Source organism: Halosimplex litoreum, from assembly GCF_016065055.1.
GTDB lineage: Archaea > Halobacteriota > Halobacteria > Halobacteriales > Haloarculaceae > Halosimplex > Halosimplex litoreum.
The window spans coordinates 1,599,866-1,618,857 of record NZ_CP065856.1; the positions used below are offsets into that span (position 1 = coordinate 1,599,866).

General features: G+C 69.3%; 18 protein-coding genes. 8 read left to right on the plus strand and 10 right to left on the minus strand.

What is annotated here, in order from left to right; translation table 11 throughout:
• Nucleotides 1–29 precede the first annotated feature (29 nt).
• The 4 genes from truA to I7X12_RS07975 form a co-directional block, all read right to left on the minus strand.
• Nucleotides 30–884, minus strand: a complete 855-nt coding sequence (gene truA, locus I7X12_RS07960; RefSeq protein WP_198063304.1) for a tRNA pseudouridine(38-40) synthase TruA — start codon at nt 882–884, stop codon at nt 30–32.
• A gap of 48 nt (nt 885–932) precedes the next feature.
• Complete coding sequence (locus I7X12_RS20590; RefSeq protein ID WP_232343108.1) at nt 933–1,508, minus strand: SHOCT domain-containing protein; 576 nt, start codon at nt 1,506–1,508, stop codon at nt 933–935.
• A gap of 63 nt (nt 1,509–1,571) precedes the next feature.
• Complete coding sequence (gene hisS, locus I7X12_RS07970) at nt 1,572–2,882, minus strand: histidine--tRNA ligase (RefSeq protein ID WP_198063305.1); 1,311 nt, start codon at nt 2,880–2,882, stop codon at nt 1,572–1,574.
• A gap of 79 nt (nt 2,883–2,961) precedes the next feature.
• Entirely contained in the window at nt 2,962–3,387 is a 426-nt protein-coding gene (locus I7X12_RS07975; RefSeq protein WP_198063306.1) for a winged helix-turn-helix domain-containing protein, read from the minus strand.
• Between the two features lie 97 nt (nt 3,388–3,484).
• On the opposite strand from I7X12_RS07975, the gene I7X12_RS07980 reads away from it, so the two are divergent.
• The gene (locus I7X12_RS07980) at nt 3,485–4,105 is read left to right on the plus strand and encodes a DUF7509 family protein (RefSeq protein WP_198063307.1); all 621 of its coding nucleotides are present in this window, start codon (nt 3,485–3,487) and stop codon (nt 4,103–4,105) included.
• A 25-nt stretch (nt 4,106–4,130) separates the two neighbouring features.
• Here the strand turns inward: I7X12_RS07980 and I7X12_RS07985 are convergent, their stop codons facing one another.
• The 4 genes from I7X12_RS07985 to I7X12_RS08000 all read right to left on the minus strand — a co-directional run bounded on the left by I7X12_RS07985 (nt 4,131) and on the right by I7X12_RS08000 (nt 6,876).
• Nucleotides 4,131–4,754, minus strand: coding sequence for a DUF7411 family protein (locus tag I7X12_RS07985; RefSeq protein ID WP_198063308.1), 624 nt, complete (start codon nt 4,752–4,754; stop codon nt 4,131–4,133).
• Nucleotides 4,755–5,114 carry a DNA-binding protein gene (locus tag I7X12_RS07990; RefSeq protein WP_198063309.1) on the minus strand — a complete coding sequence of 120 codons (360 nt, stop codon included), beginning with the start codon at nt 5,112–5,114 and terminating at the stop codon, nt 4,755–4,757. It abuts the gene before it with no gap.
• A 100-nt stretch (nt 5,115–5,214) separates the two neighbouring features.
• Nucleotides 5,215–5,676 carry a 30S ribosomal protein S19e gene (locus I7X12_RS07995; protein WP_198063310.1) on the minus strand — a complete coding sequence of 154 codons (462 nt, stop codon included), beginning with the start codon at nt 5,674–5,676 and terminating at the stop codon, nt 5,215–5,217.
• A gap of 183 nt (nt 5,677–5,859) precedes the next feature.
• Complete coding sequence (locus I7X12_RS08000) at nt 5,860–6,876, minus strand: lysylphosphatidylglycerol synthase transmembrane domain-containing protein (protein WP_198063311.1); 1,017 nt, start codon at nt 6,874–6,876, stop codon at nt 5,860–5,862.
• Nucleotides 6,877–7,073: 197 nt separating this feature from the next.
• Here I7X12_RS08000 and thiL point away from each other — a divergent pair, with 197 nt between their 5' ends.
• Nucleotides 7,074–7,994, plus strand: a complete 921-nt coding sequence (thiL, locus tag I7X12_RS08005) for a thiamine-phosphate kinase (RefSeq protein WP_198063312.1) — start codon at nt 7,074–7,076, stop codon at nt 7,992–7,994.
• Nucleotides 7,995–8,104: 110 nt separating this feature from the next.
• On the plus strand, nt 8,105–8,986 hold the full coding sequence (locus tag I7X12_RS08010; protein ID WP_198063313.1) for a mechanosensitive ion channel family protein: 882 nt from the start codon (nt 8,105–8,107) through the stop codon (nt 8,984–8,986).
• Nucleotides 8,987–9,019: 33 nt separating this feature from the next.
• Here the strand turns inward: I7X12_RS08010 and I7X12_RS08015 are convergent, their stop codons facing one another.
• Together I7X12_RS08015 and I7X12_RS08020 are read right to left on the minus strand one after the other, a co-directional pair.
• Nucleotides 9,020–10,192: a site-2 protease family protein gene (locus I7X12_RS08015; RefSeq protein ID WP_198063314.1), complete on the minus strand. Its 1,173-nt coding sequence runs from the start codon at nt 10,190–10,192 to the stop codon at nt 9,020–9,022.
• Between the two features lie 320 nt (nt 10,193–10,512).
• Complete coding sequence (locus I7X12_RS08020; RefSeq protein ID WP_198063315.1) at nt 10,513–10,761, minus strand: DUF7123 family protein; 249 nt, start codon at nt 10,759–10,761, stop codon at nt 10,513–10,515.
• 387 nt (nt 10,762–11,148) lie between these two features.
• On the opposite strand from I7X12_RS08020, the gene pyrH reads away from it, so the two are divergent.
• From pyrH to I7X12_RS08045, 5 genes are all read left to right on the plus strand, one after another.
• Nucleotides 11,149–11,868: a UMP kinase gene (gene pyrH, locus I7X12_RS08025; RefSeq protein ID WP_198063316.1), complete on the plus strand. Its 720-nt coding sequence runs from the start codon at nt 11,149–11,151 to the stop codon at nt 11,866–11,868.
• Entirely contained in the window at nt 11,865–13,721 is a 1,857-nt protein-coding gene (gene lysS / locus I7X12_RS08030; RefSeq protein ID WP_198063317.1) for a lysine--tRNA ligase, read from the plus strand. Before pyrH ends, lysS begins: the two co-directional genes overlap by 4 nt.
• Before the next feature lie 850 nt (nt 13,722–14,571).
• Entirely contained in the window at nt 14,572–16,350 is a 1,779-nt protein-coding gene (locus tag I7X12_RS08035) for a site-2 protease family protein (RefSeq protein ID WP_198063318.1), read from the plus strand.
• A 111-nt stretch (nt 16,351–16,461) separates the two neighbouring features.
• Complete coding sequence (locus tag I7X12_RS08040) at nt 16,462–18,498, plus strand: heme-binding protein (RefSeq protein WP_198063319.1); 2,037 nt, start codon at nt 16,462–16,464, stop codon at nt 18,496–18,498.
• A 99-nt stretch (nt 18,499–18,597) separates the two neighbouring features.
• Entirely contained in the window at nt 18,598–18,963 is a 366-nt protein-coding gene (locus tag I7X12_RS08045; RefSeq protein WP_198063320.1) for a VOC family protein, read from the plus strand.
• Nucleotides 18,964–18,992 lie beyond the last annotated feature (29 nt).

Genomic DNA, 18,992 nt, shown 5'->3' on the forward strand with positions numbered 1-18,992 from the left:
TTGGACCGCCACGGCGGGCCGTCGACCGATCACTCGATGCCGTCGCGGATCGCGCCGGCCACCCGAGCGTCGACGGTCCGGTCGCGGTGGCGCCGTCGCCAGACCGCACGGGCGCTCTCGGCGGCCGTTCGGTCCGTCGAGAACGCCACGCCCGGATAGGCCACGTCCCAGAGGACGAGCGAGTACGGTGGCGCCGGCGCGACGCCCTCCGGTCCCGCCACGACGTCCGAGCCGAGCACGCGGTCGATTTTCGACGGGTCCGACTCGCCGCGGCCGACCTCGACGGCGAGCCCGACCACGCGCCGGACGAGCTGACGAGCGAACCCGCCCGCCGCGAGTTCGACGACCAGGAAGTCGTCGTCGCGCTCGACCGCCGCGGAGAGTTCCCGGACCGTCCCCTCGACGTCGGGCGTGAGATTGTGGAAGTCGTGCTCGCCGGCGAGCCGGTCGAGCGCGTCTCGGACCCGAGCCTCGTCGATCGGTCCCTCCTCGCTCGCTCGTTCGCTGCCGTCGCGGGGCGCGTACAGGTGGTAGCGATACTCCCGATGGACGGCGTCGTGGGTGGCGTGAAACTCCGCATCCACGTCCGCGCTGGCCCACGCGCGGACGGAGGCGGGTAACTCGCTGTTGAACGCCCGCGGCGAGAGCCACTCGGGCGCCTCGAAGGCGACGGTCTGCGCGCGAGCGGACACGCCGGCGTCCGTGCGACCGGCCGCGGCGTAGCCGTCGGGTTTGTCCGCTTCGTCGTCCAGCACGCCCAGATCCCGCAACGCGTCGAAGACGCACTCCTCGACGGTGGACACGTCGGGCTGGCGCTGGAAGCCGTGGAAGGGGCGGCCGTCGTAGGCGAGTCGATAGGCGCGGGTCGCCGGCAGCTCCGACATCGCTCCCGCTTCGCGAGAGCGACCCTTGTCGGTTTCGGGCCGATGCGGTCAGGAGGGCTCCGAGGCGCGGTCGGGCACGTCCTCGCCGAGTACGTCCAGCCGGCGACGGTACTCGTCGTCGCCGATCTCCCCGCGGGCGTAGCGCTCCCGGAGGATCGCGACCGGGTCGCGGTCCGCGGTGTCCGAGTCGCCGTCGCCGATGCTCGGGTCGACGGCCTCCGGACCGTCCTCGACGACCCGCTCGACGCGGCGCTCGAACTCCTCGAGCGAGAGCGCGCCGGCGGCGTAGCGGGCGCGCAGCTCCTCGATCACCACGTCGTCGTCGGTCACGTCGTACTCGTCGAGGCGGTCGGCGACCGCGGCGACCAGACCGAGCAGGACGACGACGCCGAGGCCGCCGGCCTGCCAGGGCGCCAGGCCGACGTGACCCGGGAAGACCGCCGCGAGAACGGGACCCAGTACTGTCCACGCGGTGGCGAGGAGAGCCAGGGGAGTCAGGTCGGGGTCGTCGCGCGAGCCGCGACCGCGGACGGCGCTCCGGACGCGGCCCCAGTGGACGGATCCGTCGGGCTCCGTGGCGACGCGACCGACGCGCTGCCAGTCGGTCCCGCTGTCGTCGCTCATCGGTCGCGGGAAGGAACGTCAGTCACGAGACTGTTTCGGCTCGGCGTGCGGAGCGGCCGACGATCAGACCAGGTCGTCGTAGGTCGGCCGCTCGCTGTCGCCGGGGAACTCCTCTACTGGGACGTTCGTCTGCTCCCCCGAGTTCATGTCCTTGACCGTCACCTCGTCGTTTTCCAGGTCGCGCTCGCCGACGATCACCACTGTTTCGGCGTCGATGGAGTCGGCGTAGTTCATCTGCGCGCCAAAGGAGCGGTCGCTCACGTCCGTCTCGACGACGTGGCCGCGCTCGCGCAGGTCGCGGGCGATGCGCGATGCCACCGAGCGCACGTCGCCGACCTGCAGGACGTAGTAGTCCGTCGAGATACCTTCGCCGGGCCAGGCGTCGTGGGTCTGCAGCAGCAGTGGGAGCGTCGAGTTCATCACGCCGATACCGACGCCGACGGCGGGCGTGGGCTGGCCGCCGAACTCCTCGATGAGGTGGTCGTAGCGGCCACCGCCGAAGATCGACCGGGAGACCTCGCCGGAGGCGTCGAAACACTCGAAGACGATCCCCGTGTAGTAGTCCAGCCCGCGAGCGGTGGTGAGGGAGACGTCACAGTACTCCCGGACGCCGAAGTCCTCCGCGGCGGCGAGGACGTTCTCGAGGTTCGCCACGGCGTCGGCCAGGTCCTCGCTGTCGGAGAACTCGGTCAGCGCCGATAGATCGTCGTCGCCGGCGACGAGCAGGTCGTCGAACTCCCGGGCCTGGTCGTAGGACAGCCCCGCGTCGAACAGCAGGCCCAGATACTCGCCCTCGTCGACCTTCGCGCGCTTGTCGACCGCCCGAATGGCCTCGGTGGTGTCCACGTCGGCGTCGAACGACCGCAGGAGCTCGCCCAGGATGTCCCGATGAGAGACCCGGAACTCGAACTCCGAGCCGTCGAGGCCCAGATTCGTCAGCGAGTCGGCGGCGAAGGCGAGCACCTCGGCGTCCGCTTCGGGTTCCGAGGAGCCGAAGATGTCGGCGTTGGTCTGATACAGTTCCCGAAAGCGGCCCTGCTGGACCTGCTCGTAGCGCCAGAACGGTCGCGTCGAGACCCACTTGATCGGCTTCGACAGCGCCTGCTGTTTGGCGACGACCATCCGCGCGACCGTCGGCGTCAGCTCCGGGGTGAGCGTGACGTGGCGGCCGCCCTTGTCCTCGAAGTCGTACAGTTCGTCGACGATGTCCTCGCCGCTCTTGTCGGTCCACATCTCCGCCGGCTCCAGCGCCGGCGTCGACGTCTCCCGGAAGCCGTAGGCCCGCGCCGTCTCCTCGATCGTGTCGATGACCTGCCGGCGCGGGGCCATCTCGTCGGGGTAGAAGTCGGTGAACCCCTTGAGTCCCTCGTACATGTCCACCCGTTCGGTGAGGGGTCGCTTCAACCTGTCCGTGTGTGACGAACCGTCGAGTCTCGTCGAAGCTCCCGGCCAGTCAGTCGTCCACGTCGGGCTCGGCGGAACTGTCGTACATGGCTTCGAACTCTCGTTCGCCACGGATCAGTTCGTCGACGCCATCGGAGAGGAGTACATCGCCGAAGACAGTCGCGCGGTAGTACGTGTACAGCCCGTCTTGGCCCCGCTCCGTCCGCTGTCGTTTCTCGACGAGGCCCACGTCGACGAGCTCGTTGAGGTGGTAGTGGAGCGTGCTGTCGTCGATCTCCATCGCCGCTTCGAGCTCGGTCGGACTCATGTCACCTCCGTGAACCAACCGATAGAGGACCTCGTACCGCGTTCTGTGTCCGACGGCGGTGTGCATAGCGAGGTACTCGTCGAGCGAGAGAACGCTATCCGCAGGCAACATCTCTTCCGGATCGTCCGGGAAGTCGTTCTCCGCCCCCGACGTACGGTCTATCGACATCTCGTGAGTTCGTACCGGTCGGGCGAACTTAGCTGTTCTCAAGCCAACTATCGCTGAAAACACTGCTTTTTATAAACGAATCGGGTGACGGTCGCGTATGCCCGCGGAGATAACGCGCGAATCGATCGTCGAGCAACTAGGGGACGTGACGTACGACCGATTCCTGTTCTACCTGATGGGCCCGTACAAGTCGTTCAACCTCAGCTACGTGCTGAGCGAAGAGGAACGAGACGGGATCGATCTCGAAGACCTCCCCGGGCCGTTACGGCGACTGTTCCGAAACAGGGACGACATCGATGCGGCACAGGCACTCTTGCGGCGGGTACAGGGGGATCTTCGGACGGATCCCGGAGTGAACGCGTTTCTGGCACTCGACGCCGAGGTCGATACCGACGACGTCGATGCGGCGACCCAGAGCATCGAGTTCACGCGATGTAGCAACGCGACGGCGTTCGTGCTTCCGTTTCTCGGGCACAACTTCGGCGTCGGCGAGGAGGCCGGAAGCGTACTGGAAGCGCTCTCGGAGACACACGGCGACCGACTGGTGTTCGTCCGAGAGGAGGACGTGACGAGCGCCATGATCCGGTCGGCTGCGGTGCGGTGGGACCTGCGAGTCGCGACGTACGAAACCGAGGCGGAACTCGTCGGGAAGCTACGCCGGTTCGCCGGGAGGGTCATGCAGCGCGAACGTCGCGGTGACCTCGACCGCCTCGATTGAGCGGCGCTCGGAGACGACCGTCGGATCACCGACTCCGTCCGCGGACCCGCGACTGGACGTGCTCGGGAAACACGTCCGAAACCGTCGCCTCCCCGTACTCGTCGGCCATCAGCGCCCGCAGTTCCGTCTCGTAGTCGCCGGTCGGGATCGCCTCGCTCGGCCCCGTCTCCACGTCCAGCAGCCGCCCGGCGAGTTCGTCGATGGCACCGCGACCGTAGCCCGCGAGCGGGCGCAGGTAGTCGATACCGTTCCTGTCTTCGAGGCTCTGGGCGAACGGCCGCTCGATCACGGGCGCGCGGTCGTCGCGGCGGGTGCCGTCCGCGACCGCCGAGAACGACTCCCCGCCGACCGCCTCACGAGCCGCGACCGTCTCCAGCGCGTGCTCGTGGACCAGCTGGATCCCCTCGCGCGGGTAGTCGTCCGTTACCATCCGGTCGACGGCCTCGCGGGCCACCGACTCCTCGAGTTCGACCGTCGCCACCGGCAACCCCAGCCGCTCGCCGGTCTCGCGGGTAGTCTCGGCCACGGACGGTCCCCTGTCGAGGCCGAAGGTGCAACTACAGAGCACCACGTCGTAGAACGGGTCCAGCACCACCGCGGCGAGCGCCGAGTCTTTGCCGGCGGAAAAGAGTGCGGCGACCGTCGGCATCTACCGGCGCTGGATGTCGAAGCTCTTCTTGTCGGGCTGGAGCTCCTTGAGGAGCTGTTTCATCTTCTCGTCGTCGATCTTCCCCTGGATGCGGCCGCTCTGGGCGAGCGCGAGCACCTGCTGTTCGACCTGCTCGCCGAACTCCTGTTTGGACATCTTGACCGTGTTGAGCCGCTTGCGCGCCTCGTCGGTGAGGTGCTTGCGCAGCATCGCCTTCTTCTGGGCCTCGCGCTGCTCGCGCTGGGCCTCCATGGCCTCCTCGTCGACGCCCTGGCCCTGGCCGCCCTGCTGGTCCTGTAGCTGCTCCATCTTCTCCTGGCGGAGCTTCTCGAGCTCCTCGTCGTTCGGTTCGCCGCTCATAGGCGTCCCTTGTCGAGTCGCGGGGAAAACGATTTCGGAGCCATCACCGCGGCGGCCGAGCTACCCGAAGCAGCGAACGAGAGAGAACGATCCGCAGACGTTAGGCGTAGCGTTCGAGTTCCGGGCGGTCGAGGGCTTCGAGGACCTCGCCGGCGACGTCGTCGAGGAGGCTCTGGCCCTCGGCGGTGATGCGGCGGCCCTCGCCCTCGGCGGTCTGGACGTAGCCGGCTTCCTCGAGCTGCTGGAGCGCGCGACGGACGATCTTGCCGCTGCCGTCGGTGGTCTGGTCCGGGCGAACCACGTAGCGGTTCGAGCCCTGCTTGGTACCGCCGTAGGCCGTCCGGAGCGCGCCGACGCCGGTGGGGCCGTCGACGGCGACCTTTCGGAGGAGGCTGGCGGCGCGGAGCTGCCAGAAGTCCTCCTGTTCGGGCGGGAGCTCGCGACCGACGCCGGTCTTCGCGAACTTGAGCCAGTCGGGTTCCTGTACCTCGTCTTCCTCGGCGAGGCGCTCGGCGACCGCCTCGTTGAGGTCTTCCGCGGGCACGTCGTAAAGCGTCGTCATTGCAGATGTCTTCCGGAGCGGCTCATTTAAGGGCATCGTTCGCGGGACGGGTGCGGGACGGGGACACAGGGTGAGCGAGGGCGACCGAAGGGAGCCCTCGGACAAGCGAACGGGGAGCGCGAGCGACCCGTGAGCAGCGAGAAGGCGGTCGCCGGGAGGACGGCCGGTGGTGGGAGCGGTGGGTCAGTCGCCGACGCCGAGGGCGAAGGCGACGCCGCCGCCGACGACGGTCGGGAAGACGTAGGTGGCGCCGCGGTGGACGAGGACGGCCGCGCCGGCGACGCCGCCGGCGATCCCGGTCGTCGAGACGAGCAGGGCGATCAACACGGCGTCGACGCCGCCGAGTCCGCCGGGCAGCGGTGTCATCCCGGCGACGGCGCCCATCGGGACGACGAGCAACACCGACGAGAACGGGACCGTGTGACCCAGCGCGTACACCGACAGCCACAGCGAGGTACACTTCGCCAGCCAGCCCAGCGCCGAGAAGCCGACGGCTTCGAGCAGCGTCGTGCGGCTCGTCGCGACGCGCTCGATGGCGGCGAAAAACCCCTCGATGCGGCGCTCGATGGCCTCGGGCGTCGGCGGCGACACACGGGGGACGACCCGGCCGAGCGTGCGGACGACCGGTGTGGCGGCGCCGACGACCGCCCCCTCCAGCTCGTAGCGGTACTGCCAGCCGAAGTAGGCAGCGGCGGGGATCCCGACCAGAAGGACGACCAGCGCGCTCGTCGCGAAGACGAGGTTGCGGCCGAACTCGGCGGCGCCGGCGAGGACGAACGTGAGTCCCACCACGGCGTAGCCGATCGAGGGGACGAAGTGGAGCGCGTCGACGGAGGCGATGGCCGCCAGGCCGGTCTCGTACTCGCTGTCGGTCGCCCGGGAGATGAGGTAGCCGCTGACGGGCTCGCCGCCCGCCTGACCGAAGGGGGTGACGTTGTTCGAGAAGACCGCGCCGGCGAAGACGAACCCGCTCATCGCGACCGACAGCGGGGCGTCGAGCGCGCCGAGTACCGTCCGCAGCGCCATCCCCCAGAGGAACAACCACACGACCGCGACCCCGAGGATCACGAGGAGGAACTGCGGCTCGATCCCGCGGAGCTCGGTGAGGATGTCGCCGATACCGACGACCCACACCAGGGCCGCGAGAACCAGCGCAGCGCCGACGAAACCGACGATCGTGGCCCACCTGTCCCCGTTCATGGCGGGGCCGAAGGGCGTGGGCGGCTTGAACCCTCCGGAGTGGCCGCGGAGGCCGGACGGAACCGCGAGGACCGCCGCCCGGCCGACGACTGTCGCCCGGCCGACGACCGACGCCTCGCTCGCCGGGGGCGGAGGTCCCCGTCGGACGGCCCCGACCGAACCGCAGGGGGTTTCCGGGGAGCGGGCGAACGCGGGGTATGGACGAACGGACCGCGTTGGGGCTGCTCGGCGACCGTCTGTCGGCGGCGGGCGACGACGCCGCCGTCGTCGACGGCCAGGTCGTGACCACCGACATGCTCCACGACCGGACGGACTTCCCCGACGGGACGGCCCGCTACACCGCCGGCTGGCGCGCCGTCGGGGCCTCGCTGTCGGACGTGGCCGCGATGGGCGCCGACGCCACCGCTGCCGTCGCCGTCTACGCCGCCCCCGCCTTCGACGAGGCCCAACTCGCCGACTTCGTCGACGGCGCGAGCGAGGTCTGCGAAGCGGTCGGCGCCGAGTACGTCGGCGGCGACCTGGACCACCACGACGAGTTCACCGTCGCCACCACGGCGCTGGGCGACGCCGACGAGCCCGTTCCCCGCTCGGGCGCCGCAGTCGGCGACGCCGTGTGCGTCACCGGCTCCCTCGGTCGAAGCGGAGCCGCACTCCGGCTGTTCGAACGGGGCGATCCAACCGACCTCGAGCGCGCCAACGACCTGTTCCGCTTCGAGCCCCGCGTCACCGCCGGGCGCGCGCTGGCCGGTCGGGCGACCGCGATGATGGACTCCAGCGACGGGCTGGCCCGCTCGCTCCACCAACTCGCCGAGGCCAGCGACTGCGGGTTCGCCGTCGAGTCGCCGCTACCGATCGACCCGGTCGTCGACGAGGTGGCCGCCGATGGCGACGACCGGCTGGAGCTGGGCGTCCACTTCGGCGAGGACTTCGAACTCGTCTGTACGGTCCCCGAGAAGGCGCTCGCGGCCGTTCGCGAGGACCTGTCGGTCGATCTGACGCGAGTCGGGACGGTCGTCGAGCGCGAGGCGCGGAGCACCTCGGACCGCCGTGGCGAAGCCGCGGCGAGCCGCGTTACCCTGGACGGCGAGCCGCTCGCCGACAGGGGATACACGCACTGAGGGTCGCATCGCAGTCGCCCACCGCCACCGCCCGACGGGGCCCGCGAACTGCCGTCGCGGGCGAGACGGACCCGACACTTAACATCTTGTGAGTGGAGCTACCGATCGGTATGTTCACACTGCAACAGGAAGTGGCGCTCGACCCCCAACAGTACGTCCCCGCGGTCGTCGGCGCCGTCACGACGGTCGTGTTGTTCGTCGTCTCGTTCGCGCTCATCTACGTGGTCGGACGGAGTGTGGCGACGAGCGCGGTCGAGCGCGGGCTCGAACGTCGAGACGTCGACGACACGCTCGTCACGATCGCGGTGAGCGCGACCGTCGCCGTCGTCGCCGTCGTCGCCGTCGCGCTGGCTGCGACCGTCGCGGGCTTCGGCGTCGTGCTGGCGGCGTTCGCCACCCTGGCCGGGGCGCTCGCGCTGGCCGTCGGTTTCGCCGCCCAGGACCTCATCGCCAACTTCGTCGCCGGCGTGTTCATCATCCAGGACGAACCGTTCACCGTCGGTGACTGGATCGAGTGGAACGGGAACGAGGGCGTCGTCCGGGAGGTCCAGTTGCGGGTGACGAAACTCGACACGTTCGACAACGAACTCGTGACGGTCCCGAACAGCGACCTCGCGAACGCCGCCGTCGTCAACAACGTCGCCAACGACCGGCGCCGCGTCTCGGTCGACTTCGGGATCGGATACGACGACGACATCGAGCGGGCGCGCGAAGCCATCGTCGACGAGGGCGCACGCGTCGACGCCGTCCTCGACGACCCTGAGCCGTCGGCGCCCGTCACGCAACTGGGCGACTCGGCCGTCGTCCTCTCCGGTCGTGTCTGGATCCGCCCGGACGAGTCCAGCTACGGAGCGGTCCGCTCGGAGTTCGTCGAGGCCGTCAAAGAACGGTTCGACGCCGACGGACTCGACATGCCCTACCCCAACACGGAGCTATCGGGCGATCTCACGGTCACGAACGCCGAGGCGCGCTCGGCGACCGGCGGCGATTGACTCGGTCGGCCCATCGGTTCACGCCGTCGGGGCTCACGCCGCGAGGATCTCGAAGGGGACGGGCGTGAAACAGAGGAGGCCGAGCACGAGCGTCAGCGCTCCCAGGGCCCGGCGACGGGATCCGATCGGGTCGTCGCGGATCGGCGTCGCGGGGCCGGCGTAGGCCAGGCCGGCGGCGATGACGCCCCAGACGACCCAGAGGACGACCGCGTTCGTCGCCTCCTGAGCCAGATAGAGGTATCCCGCGAGGCCGAACAGGGCCGCCGGGACGGCGGCGGCGACGGTCTCCTGGCGGGGGCCGAGGATCGCGCGGACGATGTGGCCACCGTCGAACTGCCCGACCGGCAGGAGGTTCAGGAACGTGACGAACATGCCGACCCAGCCGCCGAAGATCACGGGATTGGCCGCCAGCCCCGGGTCGGGATACGACAGCGGCTGGCCGGTCACCTCGGCGAGGATCACCAGCAGGAGCGGGTCGTTGAAGCGGATCGCGCCGCCGCCGCTGGCGACGCTCTCGGGGACGGTGATCGGGTCGAGGAACAACCCGATCACGGTCACGACGACCGTCGCGACCAGCCCCGCGAGCGGGCCGGAGACGCCGATGTCGAACAGCGCCTTCCGGTCGGGGATACGGCCGCGCATGCGGATGACCGCGCCCATCGTCCCGATGAGCGAGGGGAACGGGATGAAGTAGGGCAGGCTCGCGTCCACGTCGTGGTAGCGGATCGTGACGTAGTGACCGAACTCGTGGACCGCCAGCACGCCCAGGATCGCCGCGGTGAACGGCCACGCCTCCAGCAGGGCCAGCGGGCTGTCGAGGTCGACGTAGTACCAGATCGACCCGACGTACAGCGTCGACAGCACCGTCAGGACGAAGAAGACGAGGTTCGTCCACGGGATCCCGTCGATGTGTGGCGAGCGGGGTTCGGCGACGAGGACGTACTGCGGGCGGGTGGGTCCGAACCGGTCCTCGACGACCGGCCGCTCGTCGAACGGCGCCGACGACTGGGCGCGAGTCGTCAGCGACACGTCGTAGCCGGCGTCGCGGAACAGGCCCCACAGCTCGCGCTCTAAGACCTCGGCGGACGCCAGCGGCGTACCCAGGTAGTAGACCGTCTCGTCGTCGACGCGCACGTCGGCCACCTGAAAGACCGACTCGACGTCCGCGACCGGCGGCCCGTCCGCCGGCGTGCGACGCTCGTCCATCGACCGTCGGTTGGATCCTCCCGAGTATAAATCCCGGGACACCACCGGCGACCGAACGGACCACTGGACCGAACGGCTACGGAACGGACGGACACGCCACCGACTCGGCGACGACGCCGGACGCGCCGCTGGGCCGGTCCGACGAGAGAGAGCGGGTCGGAACGCCCGCGCTCGGGCGTCCCGTCAGGGACAGGGGTGTGGTGAACGGATAGTGCAGTGTTCCGGGTCCGGTGTGTGGTGGGGTCGGACGGCGGTGCCGCCCGGGTGTGGATGGGGTCTCACCGGGGTCGGAGCGTGCGGTGTGCTGTGAAGCTCGGTCGTCAGGCGACTTCGACGCGCCACGTGGTCGCGCTCGTGTAGGACCACTTCTCGACCTCGAGTTCGGTCGTCGAATCGCGGATCTTCACCATGAGCGCGCCGATCTCTTTGGGTGACAGGCCGACCTCGTCGGCGATGAACTTGCTCTTGAAGTACATCTCGCCGTCCTCGGCCTTCTGGCGCAGGTACGCCTTGAGTCGCTGTTCTTTCGACGGCGCGTCGTCGTTGGAGGGCTGGAGTATCGAGCTCATGTTGACACCTCGTTTCGCTCTGTGGCCGGTAATCCCATATAAACGGAGGAAGCTTCGGGTGGCTTCGTGTCGTTTCACAGACGACCGGGGTGAAACGGGTCGTTCGCGAGATTTTATAACGTTTTCTCGGCGCCGTAGACATTTTATACGCTGTTTTGAGCCGCCGAGACGTTTTTGCGCTCGAGTCGCACGGCCGCCCCGTGAACGCGCGCGAAAGGCGGATTCAACCCGGTCTCGAGGTCATTATTGCCGCATTCGTAGCCGTCCTGACGACGAGCGGTCGCGCGGGCGTCCGGGAGCGGAGAAGGTCTCGGAGAACGGCAGCGCCGCTGGGCGGGCGTCGCGGCTTGACAACCCTTAAGACGGCATCGCGGTTACGCCGTCCCAATGAAGACAGTCGTCTCTATCGGCGGGAGCGTGCTCGTCCCGTCGGTGGGTCCGGAGCGGGTGCGGGCCTACGCCGACGCGGTCGAATCGCTCGACGCCGACGGGTACACGCTCGGGACCGTCGTCGGCGGCGGCCCGACGGCTCGCGAGTACATCGGGGCCGCACGCGATCTGGGCGCCAACGAGATCGAACTCGACCAGCTCGGCATCGAGGTCACCCGCCTGAACGGTCGCCTGCTGATCGCCGCACTCGACGAGCGGGCCGCCCCGACGCCGCCCGAGAGCTACGAGACCGGGCGCGAGGCCATCCGGCGCGGTGACATCCCCGTCATGGGCGGGACCGTCGCCGGCCAGACCACCGACGCCGTCAGCGCCGCCTTCGCCGAGTACGTCAACGCCGACCTGCTGGTCTACGCCACCAGCGTCGACGGCGTCTACGACGCCGACCCGAGCGAGGACCCCGACGCCGCGAAGTTCTCTGAGATCACCGCCGACGAACTGGTCGGGCTGATCGCCGACCTGGAGATGGACGCCGGGAGCAACGCCCCCGTCGACCTGCTGGCCGCGAAGATCGTCCAGCGGTCGGGTATCCGTACTGTGGTCCTCGACGGCACCGAGCCCGCGGCCGTCGAACGGGCGATCCGCACCGGCGACCACGACGGCACCGACGTGGTCCCCGAGGGCGTCGGCGAGGCGCCCGCCGAGTGGGGCGACCGATGAGCGAGAGCGACGGTGACAGCGGCACCGACGGCCCGAGCGCTACCGCGCGCGCCGACGAGACGGACGCGCCCGGCGGGACCGAAACGGCCGACGACACCCGGAGCGACGAGACCGACGGCGAGGAGCGCTACGCCTTCTGGGCCGACGAGGTCGCCGACGCCGTCGAGGCCCGCGACCCCGAGGAGCCGATCGTGGTCAAGGGCGGCATCTCTCCCTCCGGGGTCCCGCATCTGGGCAACGTCAACGAGATCATGCGCGGCTACTTCGTCGCCGAGGTCCTCCGAGAGCGCGGCTGGGAGGTCCGCCAGGTGTTCACCACCGACGACCGCGACCCGCTCCGCAAGCTCCCCCGCAAGCTCGCCGACCTCGACGGGAAGACCGTCGACCTGGGCGACGTGAACGCCGGCGCGCTCGGCAAGAACCTCGGGCACGCGTACACGGAGATCCCCGATCCCTTCGGCTGCTGTGACTCCTACGGCGAACACTTCTCGACGCTGATCGCCGAGTCCGCCGACTTGCTCGACGCCCCCATCGACGTGGTCTCGACCACCGACCTCTACGAGTCCGGCCGCATGGACGACGTGGTCGAACACGTCCTCGCGAATCAGGATCGGGCGCGGGAGGTCCTCGCCGAGTACCAGGACAAGGTCGACGAGGAGTACGTCCCGTTCAACCCCTTCTGTTCGGAGTGCGGAAAGGTGACCGAAACTGTGACTGCGGTCGACGTGGACGCCCGCGAGGTCGAGTACGTCTGCACCGATATCGAGGCCGGCAACCGCACCATCGAGGGCTGCGGTCACGAGGGGACGGCCACCTTCCGCGAGGGGAAACTCCCCTGGCGCTTCGAGTGGCCCGCCCAGTGGCAGGTCCTCGGGGTCGATTTCGAGCCGTTCGGCAAGGACCACGCCGAGGGGTCGTGGCCCTCCGGCGTCGACATCGCCGAGAACGTCCTCGACATCGAACCCCCGGAGCCGATGGTCTACGAGTGGTTCACCCTCGACGGCGAGCCCTTTTCCTCCTCGGAGGGCAACATCGTCCTCGTCCACGACGTGCTGGAGACGCTCGAACCCGAAGTTCTCAGGTACTTCTTCACCAAGGACCCGAACAAGGCCCGCGACTTCAGTATCGAGCGCCTCGACCAGCTCGTCGACGAGTTCGACCGCGTCGAGCGACTCTACTACGGCGAGGAGTCCGGAACCGAGCGCGAGGAACGGCGCGCCGAACGCGTCTATCCGTTCCTGAGTTCGCTTTCGGACGTGCCGCCCGCGGCGCTGGCCGAGTCCGGAGTGTTCGGTGACGACCCCCAGACGGTCGCCGCCGACTTCGACCACAACGACCCCGAAAACCGCCGCCGTCGCCGCGAGTTCGTCGACGGCGAGTTCGAGAGTCGGGTGCGTCTCCCCTACACCTTCGCCGCGGTGCTGGGGATGTTCGACGACGAAGACGCTCGCGAGCAGACCGCGCTGAAGGAAGGTCACGTCGCCGACGACGACCCCGAGTGGGCGGTCGAGGACGCCTTCGGCCGCGTCGCGCTCGCCAGCGAATGGGCCGACCGCACCGACAACGAGTACAACTACACAGTCTCGCGGACGGAACTACCCGAAGTCGAGGTCGACGACGCGACCGCCGCCGCGCTGGACGACCTGGCCGAGTTCGTCGCCGACGGCCGCGACGGCGAGGCCATCCAGGGCGAGATCTACGAGAGCGCCAAGCGCCACGACGTCGAGATCGGCGACTTCTTCGGCGTCGGCTATCGCCTCTTTTTCGACGAGGAGGAAGGCCCCCAGCTGGGCTACTTCCTCGGGGATCTGGACCGGGCGTTCGTGGTGGAGCGGTTGCGCCGCGAGCGATAGATTAGTCGTCAGTTCTTCGAGGCACGGCGGTGTTCAGTGGGCGCGTGAGTTGAGTAGTTGTTTCTGGTCGACCGATTGTGGAAGAAACAGAGACGACCGCGACCGCACTCGACAGCAAGCGATGAAAGCCCTCGACGCGCTCGCTAGCAGTGACCGCGACCGCACTCGACAGCAAGCGATGAAAGCCCTCGACGCGCTCGCTAGCAGTGACCGTGGCCGCACTCGACAGCAAGCGATGAAAGCCCTCGACGCGCTCGCTCACGGCTCCCTTCGGTCGCCGTTCGCGTGTCGAGGCGCTCCCGGTGGTCGCGCCTCGCCCTCGCGGTCGCTGAGACGGGATATCCGCGCTCTCGGCACCGCCCGCGCGGATAGTTGCCCGCTCAGGCGACCACGCAAGCGCGAGCGGGCGGTCGGCTCCGCCGACCGCCACAGTCCGTGGCGGCTACGCCGCCACGCGCGCCTCGCCCTTTCAGTCCGCCAGGACAGCACCGCCCCGCACAGCACCGCAGACGGCCACGAGCCTCCCCAGCCGATTCGCTCGTTCGTTCCACTCACTCCCTCATCCCTCGCGCGACTGTTTCGAGCGGCCCGCCAGGAGGCGGGCACGCTCGACAGCGCACGCCGACCGCACCACGACACCCAAATGCAACAGCCACCGTCTGTACTGAGCATCCGCGCGAGCGTAGCGAGCGCGGTTCTCCGAACTCGCGCAGAGCGCGAGTTCGGCCTTTTTCACCCATGTTTTTGCGGACGGGGTTCCCCGCAGCGAGCCGAAGGCTCGCGAGGAAACCCCGTCCGGAAAAAGATGGTAACCAAACCCTCTTGACGGGGTGGCCCCTGCAATCGGGTAATGGTAAGCCCGCTGTACTGGGTGCTCGCCGCGGTCGTCGTCTTCACCGCGGGGACGATGGCGCTGCAGGCGAGGGGTAAGCTCCCCGACTCCGTCAGGGTCTCCGGGCCGATCCTGACCCTCCACACGCTCCGCGGCCGGCAGTTCCTGACGTGGCTCGCCGGGCCCAAACGGCTCTGGCGCGCCTGGGGCAACTTCGGCGTCGGGATGGCCTTGGTGACGATGGTCGGCATGTTCGCCGCGGTGTTCAACGCGGGCATCCAGGCCATGCAACAGCCCGAGCGCCAGCCCGTCCAGAACCCCCAGAACGTCCTCGTGATTCCGGGCGTCAACGACTTCCTCCCGCTCTCGGCGGCCCCCGAGATCGTCCTCGGCCTCCTGATCGGGCTGGTCGTCCACGAGGGCGGCCACGGCCTGCTCTGTCGTGTCGAGGACATCGACATCGACTCGATGGGACTGGCGTTCTTCTCCTTTCTCCCCGTCGGCGCGTTCGTCGAACCCGACGAGGAGAGCCGCCTGCGAGCGAATCGCGGAGCCCAGACCAGGATGTTCGCCGCAGGCGTGACCAACAACTTCCTCGTCGCGTTCGTCGGCTTCCTGCTCCTGTTCGGCCCGATTTCGGGCGCGATAACGGTCGCGGCGGGCGTCCCGGTCGGCAACGCCGCCGCCGGGTCGGCCGCCGACGAGGCCGGCCTGGAGTACGGTGACCTGGTGACCGAGGTGGCGGACCAGCCTGTCGCGAACGTCTCCGAGTTCGAGGACCGGCTGGCCGCGGTCGACGAGCGGTCGGTCGAGCTCACGCTGAAAGGCGGCGAGACGACCACGCTCGACCGGAAGCTCGCCCTGGTTCGGTCGGTCCCGTCGGTGACCGACGGCATCGGACCGAACCAGAGCAGCGCCACTATCGTCGAGTCGGTCAACGGCACCGCCGTCTACACCGAGCACGGCTTCGCCGAGGCGATGGCCGGCCGCGAGACGGTCACCATCGAGACCAACCGCGGGACGGCTACCTTCCCCGTCGGCGCCTACGGGCTGGCCGTCGACGGCGGTCCGCTAGCCAACGCCTCGGTCCCGGCCGACGGGACGGACGTGATCGTCCGCTCGGTCGACGGCGAGCGCACGCCGAACGCCTCCGCGTACGGTGACGTGGTCGGGGGCCTCCAAGCGGGCCAGACCGTCGAGGTGCGGGCGTCGGTCGGCGGCCAGATCGACACCTACAGCGTCACGGCCGGCTGGGACGGTCCGGGCGACGCGCTCGGCCTGCGCACCCAGCAGGGCTTCAGCGGTATCGCGGTGACCGACGCCGGCATCGACGTCTACCCCGCGGCGCAGTTCCTCGCCTACCTCGGCGGGTTCAGCGGCGGCTGGGGCGGGCTGTTCTCAGGCCAGTTCCTCCAGCAGATGTTCGTCGTCCTCCTGTTGCCGTTCCTGAGCACGCTCGGCCTGGGCTTCGGCTACAACTTCGCCGGGTTCGTCCCCGACGTGGCGAACTTCTACACGGTGGCCGGCCCGCTCGAACCGCTCGGCGGCGGCGTGTTCATGATCGCGAACATCCTCTTCTGGACGGCGTGGGTGAACCTGAACCTCGGCGTGTTCAACTGCGTGCCGACCTTCCCGCTGGACGGTGGGCACATCCTCCGGGCGTCGGCGGAGTCGCTGGTCGCGCGCCTGCCCGTCGAGGACGGCCGCCGCGCGACCACCGCGGTCACCGCCTCGATCAGCCTGCTGATGATCGCCGGCCTGTTCCTCATGCTGTTCGGGCCGCAACTGCTGAACTGACCGGGTTCGGGCGCTTCGAACCCTCGGACGCCGGCGACGACCCGCACCCGCGTTCGCGGCGGCGCGGACGGGAACAACAAGTTTCCTAAACTGCGATCGCCAACTCCCGGTATGGTCAGACGCGAGCCGCCGCAGACGGAGGAGGGCTGGTACGCCTTCCACGACCTCAGGACGGTCGACTGGGAGGCCTGGCGCGACGCCCCCGAGCGCGTCCGCGAACGGGCGCTGGACGAGGCCGTCGACTTTCTCGGGTCGGCCGAGGCCGTCGCCGACGCCGACGAGGGTGACTCCGCCCTCTACGCGGTCGTCGGGCACAAGGCCGATCTCATGGTCGTCCACCTCCGACCGACCCTGGCGGACACCGAACGCCTCGAACGGCGGTTCGAGCGCACCGAGTTCGCGCAGTTCACCGAACAGTCCACCTCCTACGTCTCGGTCACCGAGGCGTCGGGCTACAGCGAGCGCGCCCGCGAGTACTTCGACGGCGAGGTCGACGACGACTCCGGGCTGGCGCAGTACATCCAGTCGCGACTGCACCCGTCGATTCCCGACAGCGACCACGTCTCGTTCTATCCGATGTCGAAACGGCGCCAGCCCGACCAGAACTGGTACGACCTGCCCTTCGAGGAACGCGCCGAGCACATGGAGAGTCACGGCGACATCGGCCGCGACTACGCCGGCCGGGTCTCCCAGATGATCACCGGGTCGGTCGGCTTCGACGACTGGGAGTGGGGCGTGACGCTGTGGGCCGACGACATGACCGACGTGAAGGAGCTGCTCTACGAGATGCGCTTCGATCCGTCCTCGTCGAAGTTCGCCGAGTTCGGCCCCTTCTACGTCGGGCGGAAGTTCCCGCCGGCGGACCTCGACGCCTACCTCGCCGGTGAGTCCGTGCCGGCCGACGGCGCGAGCGGGACGAGCGGAGCAGCCGCGGGCGAACGGGCCGCCCACGCGAGCGCCTCGGGAGCCGGTCACGACGGGAACGCGGGCGGCGGTGCTCACGCCAACGGCGACCACGGCGCTCGCAGCGACGGCGAGTCGGCGGATCCGCCGGCCGAGAGCCACGCCGGCGGCGCCAGCGACGGCGAGCCGGAGGCGGTCAGCGAGTCGAGCGAGAGCGGCGGGGGCGGTCGGCCCGCGGCGGCAGGGAAGGACGTAGACGCGGCGGAACTCGACGCCGAGGAAGCGGGACAGACGCTCGCGAACTTCGGCGTCTATCCCGACGACTACGGCGCGGGCGACTACGCGCTGGTCTGTTACGCCGACGCCGACGCCGAGGCCCTCGTCGACGAGGTCGACGGCCTGCGGAGCAACTTCGACCACTACGACACCCACGTCCTGACGAGCGTCCGCGCCAATCAGGGACAGACCGCGATCGTCAGCGTCTGGGCGAACGAGCGCGCCGCCGACACCGCCATCGGCTTCCTCACGGATATCGACGCGGTCACGCACAGCGCCCGCGGCTCGCTCGGCGACGCCGGCGAGGCCGACGACGAGGGCGGGGCGAGCGGCGACGGGACTGACGACGCCGAGGCCGAGGAGAGCGAGGACACCACCGCCGCGGACATCCGCGCGGAGCTCGCCGAGGAGGGCGTCTACGCCGGCCAGCCCCACGGCGAGGACGTGTACGCGCTCGTCCTCTACTCCGAGGCCGACCCCGAGACGCTGGACGAGGAAGTGTCGGACCTGCGCGACGGCTTCGGCCGCTACGACACCCACGTCAAGACCGCCGTCTACGGCGACGTAGCCGACGATTCTGACACGACGGCGGTTGTGAGCCTCTGGGACACCGAGAGCGCCGCCGACACCGCCGCTGACTTCCTCACCGATCTGCCGGGGATCGTCGGCCGCCCGCAGGACCGGGAGGGCTTCGGCACGATGGGGATGTTCTACACGGTCAAGCCCGACTACCGCGAGGAGTTCGTCGACACGTTCGGGACCGTCGGCGGACTGCTCGCCGAGATGGACGGCCACCGCGAGACCGCGTTGCTGGCCAACCGCGAGGACGAGACGGACATGTTCATCGCCAGCCGCTGGGACGCCAGAGAGGACGCGATGGCCTTCTTCCGCTCGGACGACTTCCGCGAGACCGTCCAGTGGGGTCGCGAAGTGCTCGCCGACCGACCGCGTCACGTCTTCCTCGCCTGAGCGTCGGCCGCGGTTCCCGACCGACTATCTAGTCCACCCTCGTCAACACTTTCCGCCTTCTACGGGGTCTTTGCCGGCCCCGAATAATGCTCTACGTGCATGTTGGAAGTCGAATCTATTACCTTCGCTTGTACCGAACCGCACGAACTCGCGGCGTTCTGGGAGGCGGCGCTGGACGGCGAGCGCCGCGACCTCCCCCCGTCGGTCGACGACACGGCGATCGTGGACCCGGCCGGGGACGCTCCGGACCTCCTGTTCAGGGAGGCGCCGAGAGGGACCGAGCGCGACCTGCCGATCCACCTCGATCTCTCGGCGGACGACCGGGAGGCGGCCGTCGACCGGCTCGTCGACCTCGGGGCGTCCGTCCGCGAGACGAAGACGGAGCGCCACGAGACGTTCACCGCGACCTGGACGGTGCTGGAGGACCCCGAGGGGAACGGGTTCTGCGTGAGCGAGTACTCGTAGCGACCGCCGACAGCTACAAGCCCGCGATA

What these genes read in the sequence shown, in the direction of transcription:
- truA (WP_198063304.1), bottom strand. Translation starts at nt 884, where the DNA reads ATGTCGGAGCTGCCGGCGACCCGCGCCTATCGACTCGCCTACGACGGC.
- I7X12_RS20590 (WP_232343108.1), bottom strand. Translation starts at nt 1,508, where the DNA reads ATGAGCGACGACAGCGGGACCGACTGGCAGCGCGTCGGTCGCGTCGCC.
- hisS (WP_198063305.1), bottom strand. Translation starts at nt 2,882, where the DNA reads ATGTACGAGGGACTCAAGGGGTTCACCGACTTCTACCCCGACGAGATG.
- I7X12_RS07975 (WP_198063306.1), bottom strand. Translation starts at nt 3,387, where the DNA reads ATGTCGATAGACCGTACGTCGGGGGCGGAGAACGACTTCCCGGACGAT.
- I7X12_RS07980 (WP_198063307.1), top strand. Translation starts at nt 3,485, where the DNA reads ATGCCCGCGGAGATAACGCGCGAATCGATCGTCGAGCAACTAGGGGAC.
- I7X12_RS07985 (WP_198063308.1), bottom strand. Translation starts at nt 4,754, where the DNA reads ATGCCGACGGTCGCCGCACTCTTTTCCGCCGGCAAAGACTCGGCGCTC.
- I7X12_RS07990 (WP_198063309.1), bottom strand. Translation starts at nt 5,114, where the DNA reads ATGAGCGGCGAACCGAACGACGAGGAGCTCGAGAAGCTCCGCCAGGAG.
- I7X12_RS07995 (WP_198063310.1), bottom strand. Translation starts at nt 5,676, where the DNA reads ATGACGACGCTTTACGACGTGCCCGCGGAAGACCTCAACGAGGCGGTC.
- I7X12_RS08000 (WP_198063311.1), bottom strand. Translation starts at nt 6,876, where the DNA reads ATGAACGGGGACAGGTGGGCCACGATCGTCGGTTTCGTCGGCGCTGCG.
- thiL (WP_198063312.1), top strand. Translation starts at nt 7,074, where the DNA reads ATGGACGAACGGACCGCGTTGGGGCTGCTCGGCGACCGTCTGTCGGCG.
- I7X12_RS08010 (WP_198063313.1), top strand. Translation starts at nt 8,105, where the DNA reads ATGTTCACACTGCAACAGGAAGTGGCGCTCGACCCCCAACAGTACGTC.
- I7X12_RS08015 (WP_198063314.1), bottom strand. Translation starts at nt 10,192, where the DNA reads ATGGACGAGCGTCGCACGCCGGCGGACGGGCCGCCGGTCGCGGACGTC.
- I7X12_RS08020 (WP_198063315.1), bottom strand. Translation starts at nt 10,761, where the DNA reads ATGAGCTCGATACTCCAGCCCTCCAACGACGACGCGCCGTCGAAAGAA.
- pyrH (WP_198063316.1), top strand. Translation starts at nt 11,149, where the DNA reads ATGAAGACAGTCGTCTCTATCGGCGGGAGCGTGCTCGTCCCGTCGGTG.
- lysS (WP_198063317.1), top strand. Translation starts at nt 11,865, where the DNA reads ATGAGCGAGAGCGACGGTGACAGCGGCACCGACGGCCCGAGCGCTACC.
- I7X12_RS08035 (WP_198063318.1), top strand. Translation starts at nt 14,572, where the DNA reads ATGGTAAGCCCGCTGTACTGGGTGCTCGCCGCGGTCGTCGTCTTCACC.
- I7X12_RS08040 (WP_198063319.1), top strand. Translation starts at nt 16,462, where the DNA reads ATGGTCAGACGCGAGCCGCCGCAGACGGAGGAGGGCTGGTACGCCTTC.
- I7X12_RS08045 (WP_198063320.1), top strand. Translation starts at nt 18,598, where the DNA reads ATGTTGGAAGTCGAATCTATTACCTTCGCTTGTACCGAACCGCACGAA.